The sequence below is a fragment of the Cupriavidus sp. FW305-26 genome (genome assembly GCF_058787975.1).
On record NZ_JBYTAH010000139.1, the window covers coordinates 1 to 6289 of the forward strand.

7 protein-coding genes are annotated in these 6289 nt (G+C 68.9%); 6 read left to right on the forward strand and 1 reads right to left on the reverse strand.

From position 1 onward, the window contains the following. Positions 1–156: 156 nt before the first annotated feature. The 6 genes from AC3WQZ_RS35255 to AC3WQZ_RS35280 are packed head-to-tail and all read left to right on the forward strand — an operon-like array spanning position 157 to position 4235. Positions 157–1098 (forward strand): 2-hydroxyacid dehydrogenase, encoded by a 942-nt coding sequence (locus AC3WQZ_RS35255; RefSeq protein WP_010813273.1) that lies wholly within the window; start codon positions 157–159, stop codon positions 1096–1098. Between the two features lie 37 nt (positions 1099–1135). Further along, positions 1136–2071, forward strand: a complete 936-nt coding sequence (locus AC3WQZ_RS35260) for a hydroxymethylglutaryl-CoA lyase (protein ID WP_010813274.1) — start codon at positions 1136–1138, stop codon at positions 2069–2071. A 41-nt stretch (positions 2072–2112) separates the two neighbouring features. Continuing rightward, positions 2113–2613: a YbaK/EbsC family protein gene (locus AC3WQZ_RS35265; protein WP_010813275.1), complete on the forward strand. Its 501-nt coding sequence runs from the start codon at positions 2113–2115 to the stop codon at positions 2611–2613. Continuing rightward, positions 2610–3038 (forward strand): thioesterase family protein, encoded by a 429-nt coding sequence (locus tag AC3WQZ_RS35270; protein ID WP_010813276.1) that lies wholly within the window; start codon positions 2610–2612, stop codon positions 3036–3038. The genes AC3WQZ_RS35265 and AC3WQZ_RS35270 overlap by 4 nt, the downstream gene beginning before the upstream one ends. A 10-nt stretch (positions 3039–3048) precedes the next feature. Continuing rightward, positions 3049–3309: a DUF1289 domain-containing protein gene (locus AC3WQZ_RS35275; RefSeq protein ID WP_010813277.1), complete on the forward strand. Its 261-nt coding sequence runs from the start codon at positions 3049–3051 to the stop codon at positions 3307–3309. Beyond that, positions 3279–4235, forward strand: a complete 957-nt coding sequence (locus AC3WQZ_RS35280; RefSeq protein WP_492302119.1) for an MBL fold metallo-hydrolase — start codon at positions 3279–3281, stop codon at positions 4233–4235. Before AC3WQZ_RS35275 ends, AC3WQZ_RS35280 begins: the two co-directional genes overlap by 31 nt. A 22-nt stretch (positions 4236–4257) precedes the next feature. On the opposite strand, the gene AC3WQZ_RS35285 is transcribed toward AC3WQZ_RS35280, so the two are convergent. Next, on the reverse strand, positions 4258–6289 hold a 2032-nt coding region (locus tag AC3WQZ_RS35285; RefSeq protein ID WP_492302120.1), incomplete at its 5' end, for a TonB-dependent receptor.

Consider the following 6289-nt stretch of genomic DNA (forward strand, 5'->3'; position numbering starts at 1 on the left):
GGTTGTGGAGGGGGCGCAGCTTCTGGCGTTCGAGGGGAAGTCGGGGGCTTGATGCCGACAGGGGCAGGGGCGCGGTCACCGTTGCCCCAACCAACCCCACGTCCGTTCCTCTGCCAAAATACGTCTTTAACCCCACCAGATTCCCCTGGAGACAAAATGAAGTTGCAGTTGTACGTCCCCGATGGCCGCTACGACGCCTGGATCGCAGGATTCGCCGAGGCACTGCCCGAAGCGCAATGCGTGACGTGGGAGGACAGCCGTGGCGAACCGGCCGACTACGCCGTGGTCTGGCGCCCGCCGGTGGAGATGCTGCGTGGCCGTACCGAGCTGAAGGCGGTGTTCAACCTGGGCGCCGGCGTCGACGGCATCCTGCGCCTGCGCGATGAAGCCCCTGACGCCTTGCCCGCGGGCGTGCCGATCGTGCGGCTCGACGATGCCGGCATGGCCGCGCAGATGGCCGAGTACGTCACCCACGCCGTGCTGCGCTATTTCCGCAAGATGGACGCCTACGAGGCCCAGCAGCGCGCCGGCAACTGGAAGTTCCTCAAGCCGCATCGCCGCGCGGACTTCACCATCGGCGTGATGGGGGTGGGCACGCTCGGCACGCATATCGCCCGCACGCTGGCGGGCTTCGGCTTCCCGGTGCGTGGCTGGAGCCGCACCGCGCGCGCCATCGAAGGCGTGAGCGGCTTCTATGGCGATGCCGGGCAGGCGCCGTTCCTCGATGGCCTGCGCGTACTGGTCAATGTGCTGCCGCTGACACCGCAGACCGAGAACATCCTCAACGCCGCGCTGTTCGCGCGGCTGGCACAGGGCGCGTATGTGATCAACGTCGCGCGCGGGCAGCACCTGGTCGAGGAAGACCTGCTCGCCGCGGTGCAGTCGGGGCAGGTTGCGGGTGCCACGCTCGACGTGTTCCGCACCGAGCCGCTGCCTGCCGAACACCCGTTCTGGCAGGAGCCGCGCATCACCGTCACGCCGCATATCTCGGCGCTCACGCTGCGCGAAGACAGCATCGCGCAGATCGCCGGCAAGATCCGCGCGCTGCGCGCGGGCCAGCCGATCGCGGGCGTGGTCGACGTGCAGCGCGGCTACTGAGCGCCCGACCAATACCAATCAAAGACAGGAGACTGCCATGACCATGCCGAACTACGTGAAGATCGTTGAAGTCGGCCCGCGCGACGGCTTGCAGAACGAGAAGGCGATGGTGCCGACCGAGGTCAAGGTCGCGCTGATCAACCAGCTGACCGATGCCGGCTTCGTCAATATCGAGGCCGCGTCGTTCGTGTCGCCCAAGTGGGTGCCGCAGATGGCCGACGGTGCCGACGTGATGGCGCGCATCCAGCGCCGGCCCGGCACACTGTTTTCGGCGCTGACGCCGAACATGAAGGGGTTTGAAGGCGCGATCGAGGCCGGTGCCGACGAGGTCGTGATCTTCGGCGCCGCCAGCGAGGCGTTCTCGCAGAAGAACATCAACTGCTCGATCGCCGAGTCGATCGCGCGCTTTGCGCCGGTGGCCGCCGCAGCCAAGGAGAAGGGCGTGCGCCTGCGCGGCAGCATCTCGTGCGCGCTGGGCTGCCCGTACCAGGGCGAAGTACCGGTGCACGCGGTGGTCGACGTGGTGCGGCGCATGCGCGAACTGGGCTGCGACGAGATCGACATTGCCGACACCATCGGCGTGGGCACTCCCGTGCGCGTGCAGGAAGTGATGCGCGCCGCGGCGGCGGAGTTTGCGCTGGACCGCCTGTCGGGCCATTTCCACGATACCTACGGGCAGGCGCTGTCCAATATCCTGGCCAGCCTGGAAGTGGGTATCTCGATCTTCCATGCGTCGGTGGCGGGGCTGGGCGGCTGCCCGTACGCAAAGGGCGCGACCGGCAACGTGGCGACCGAGGACGTGCTGTACATGCTGCACGGCATGGGCATCCACACCGGCATCGACCTGGAAGCGGTGGTGCGCACCGGCGACTATATCTCGCAGGCAATTGGCCGCGCCAACAGCTCGCGCGTGGGCCGTGCCTTGCTGACCAAGTGGGCCGCCGCCAGCGATGCGGCGCCTGCCTGCGCGTAAGTGCGGATCAGGCGCGGGCCACAGAACAAGGAGAAGTACGCATGACGGTGAATGACGAAGCGCTGCCCGAGTCCGCGCAGCGCGTGGCGGACCTGCTGGCCGGGCTTGGCCATGACCGGCCCGTGGTGATGCTGCCGGCCACCGGCAAGACCTCGGCCGAGGCCGCGGCGGGGCTGGGCTGCAGCGTGGCCGAGATCGCCAAGTCCATCATCTTCCGGCGCGTGGCCGACGATGCGCCGGTGCTGGTGATTGCCAGCGGCAGCAACCGCGTCGACGAGGCCAAGGTGGCCGCGCGCGTAGGCGCGCTGGGCAAGGCCGACGCGCGCTTCGTGCGCGAGAAGACCGGCTACGCCATCGGCGGCGTCTGCCCGATCGGACATGCGGTGGCGCCGGTGATGCTGCTGGACCAGGACCTGTTCCGCTATGACAGCTTGTGGGCCGCGGCGGGGCATCCCCATGCGGTATTCAACCTGACGCCGCACCAGTTGCAGCAGATGACGGGCGCTGAAGTGGCCGACGTCGCGGCAGGCTCAGTGGCATGAGTCCCGACCTGCGCCCCGGCCTGACCTTCAGCTGGCAATACACGGTGCCGCCCAAGGCCACCGTGCCGCGCCTGTACGACGATATCCCGGGCTGCCCCGAGATGCCCGACGTGCTGGCCACCGGCTATATGGTCGGCATCATGGAGTGTGCCTGCCTGCAGATGCTGCGCGAACACCTGGACTGGCCGCGCGAGCAGTCGCTCGGCACGCTGGTCAGCTTCTCGCACCTGGCGCCGACGCCGCCCGGCATGACGGTGACGGTCAAGGGCGAACTGGTGGCGGTGGACGGGCGCCGCCTGCGCTTCCAGCTGAGCGCCTGGGACGGCGAGGACAAGATCTCCGAGGGCGTGCATGAGCGCCACCTGATCGACGCCGGCCGCTTCAATGAGAAGGTCGCCGCCAAGGCCGCGCGCGCGGCGGGCTGAGCGCTGTCCGATGGCCACCATGCCCACGCCCGTCCCCTCCGCGGCTGAACTGGCGGCGCAAGCCGACCTCGCGCTGCGCGCGTCGCCTGTGCCTTCGCCATGCCGCAACATTTGCCACATGGACCCGTTCAGCGGCTACTGCGCAGGTTGCCTGCGCACGATCGACGAAATCGCCGGCTGGTCCTCGGCCAGCGACGAAGACAAGCGCCACGTGTGGGCGCAACTGCCGCAGCGCGCAGCATGGCTGGCAGGCGAGGAGGCATCCCCTTGAGCGCAAGCCCGGTTCCGCAGTTGCCGCCATCCATGCGCGTGTTCGAGCGCGGCTGGCTGTCGGCTAACAATATCCTGTTCGTGGACGGCGACGATACGGTGCTGGTCGATACCGGCTACGTCACCCACGCGCCGCAGACGGTGGCGCTGGTGGCGGCCGCCTTGCAGGGCCGGCCGCTCGCACGCGTGATCAATACCCATCTGCACTCCGACCACTGCGGCGGCAATGCCGCGCTGCAGGCGCGCTGGCAGCCGCGCACCGCGATCCCCGCGGCCGAGGCCGCTGCCGTTGCCGCGTGGGATACGGAAGCGCTCAGCTACAACGCCACCGGCCAGCAGTGCGACCGCTTCACCTTCGACAGCGTGCTGAGCGACGGCGACACGCTGCGCCTGGGTGGCATCGACTGGCAAGTCGTGGCCGCTCCCGGCCATGACCCGCACGCGGTGATGCTGTTCGCGCCGGCCGGGCGCATCCTGGTTTCCGGCGATGCGCTGTGGGAGAACGGTTTCGGCGTGATCTTCCCCGAGCTGGATGGCGAGAGCGGCTTCGCCGAGCAGGCGGCGGTGCTGGAGCGCATCGCGCAGCTCGACGCGCGGCTGGTGATCCCGGGCCATGGCCGGATGTTTACCGATGTGGCGGCGGCGGTCGAACGCGCCCAGGGGCGCCTGGCCTACCTGAGCGCCGACCCGGCGCGCAATGCCAGCCATGCGGTCAAGGTGCTGGTGAAGTTCAAGCTGCTGGAGCAGCAGCGCATGGCCCAGGACGCGCTGGTGGCATGGATGGAGGCCGCGCCGCTGATGGTGCGCATCCGCCAGCGCTTCATGCCGGGGCTGGAGATGGCCGAGGTCTGCGCGCAGACGGTGCGCGCGCTGGCGGGAGTGAAGGCGCTGGCGGTGGAGGGGGAGTGGGTGGTGAATCGGGATTGATTCACCACGCCTGCCTGCATCCTCAGAACGACGTCCTGAACCCCACCTTCACACTGCGCCCGGCCAGCGGTGCGATATCACGCAGGATCGAAGCCGAGTTGCGCGCATCCTGGTTGGTCAGGTTGTCGCCGCGCAGGTACACCAGCGTCTGCGTGCCCGACACCTTGAACTTGTAGGTCAGCGCCAGGCTCAGCAGCGTATAGGCATCGGTCTGCGTGTCGTTGGTCGGCACGCGGGTCTGCTTTGCGGCGTAGGTCACGTCGACGCGCGCGCCCCACGGGCCCGCGCCATACACCAGTGCACCGCCCAGGCGCAGCGGTGCCAGGCGCGGCAGCGGTTCGCCGGTATCGCGGTTCTCGCCGCGCACGTAGTCGGCGCGGGCCTCGAAGTCCAGCGTGTCGCTGGTGGTCAGCATTTTCTGCAGCAAGCGCGTCTTGCCTTCCACCTCGAAGCCGTACAGCGTGGCCGGCACACCCAGGTACTGGAACTCCGGCAGCGCGTCCGGGCTGCCGGCGGCGACCACATCGCCCGCCTCGTCACGCGTGCGGCCGGTGGCGTTCAGCGCGAGGTAGTTGGCGAAGCGGCTGTAGTAGCCCGACACGGCGGCGCTGTGCGCGCCGGACTTGAAGCGCACGCCCAGGTCGATAGAGGTGGCCCGTTCCTTGTTGGCATTGGGATCGCCCAGCTCCCACGCGCCGGTGGCCACGTGGGGGCCGTTGGCATACAGCTCGTAGAAGGTCGGCGCGCGCTCGGTGTACGACAGGTTGCTGGTCAGCGACCACAGCGGGTTGACCTTGTAGAGCAGGCCGGCCGACGCGCTGGTGGCGTTGAAGCTGCGGCTGGCATCGGTAAAGCGGTCGTTGCCGTTGGCGCTGGCCTTGATGCTGCTGTGGTCCAGGCGCCCGCCCAGGTTCAGCTTGAGGTCGCCGGAAGCGGTCAGCGGCAGTTCCTCGAACACGAACAGCGCCGCGTTATCCGTATTGGTGCTCGGCACGAATGCCTCTTCGCCCAACGCGGAGAAGTCGGTATGGCCGAACTGTGTGCCGATCACGCCCGTCATGTTGCCGATCTTCGCGTGCCTGGCCTCCAGGCGCGCATCCCAGCCGCGGTTCTTGAAGATCGTGCCGGTCTCGCCGCCCTCGATCTCCTTGTGTTCGTAGTCGGTGTAGCCGAACTTGCCCTTGACCGATTCGAGCCAGCCGGCGGTGTTGCCGGCCAGGTTGCGTGCCTCGCCTTCCAGCGCAAAGCGGTCCTGCCGCATTTTCAGCCGCACGTCGTCCTCGGCGGGCGTGCCGTACTCATTGCGGTAGGCGCTGTAGTTGGCGCCGACGAAGCCATCGGCCCAGGTGTAGGAGCCGCCCATCGCGCCGCCTTCCTGCTGCGCGCTGGTGTTGGGCAGGCGGCCATAGGCTTCGGTCTCGCCTTCCGGCAGAGGATCGGCGCTGCGCAGGCGGTCGCTGCGGGCGTAGCCGGGGATGCGCAGGTCGCTGGTCTTGCGCGCAAAGGCGTCGGCGTGGACGGCGAACTTGCCGTTGCCGGCCTCGATCAGCGCGCTGGCGTTGCGCGCCTGGTCGCCGCCCGCGGTGGCGCTGGCATCGACCGCGCCGCCGATGCCTTCGATCGGCTCCTTCGGAATCCGGTTGTCGATCACGTTGACCACGCCGCCGATGGCGTTGCCGCCGTACATCAGCGCTGCCGGGCCGCGCACGACCTCGATGCGCTCGGCCACGAGCGGGTCCACCGGCACTGCGTGGTCGTAGGACAGCGTGGAGGCGTCGACGGTGGTGCCGCCGTTCTGCAGCACCTTGATGCGGTCGCCGTCCAGGCCGCGGATCACCGGCCGGCTGGCATTGGGGCCGAAGTAGCTGGACGAGACCCCGGGCAGCTTGTCGAGCGTGTCGCCCAGCGTGCTGCCCTGGCGCACGGCCAGGGCGTCGCCGCCGAGCGTCGATACCGGTGCCACCATGTCGTTGAGGTCGCTGCCGAGCGGATTGGCGGTGACCACGACTTCGCGCAGCATGGCGCCGGCTGGCGCGGTGGCGGTGGCGGTGGCG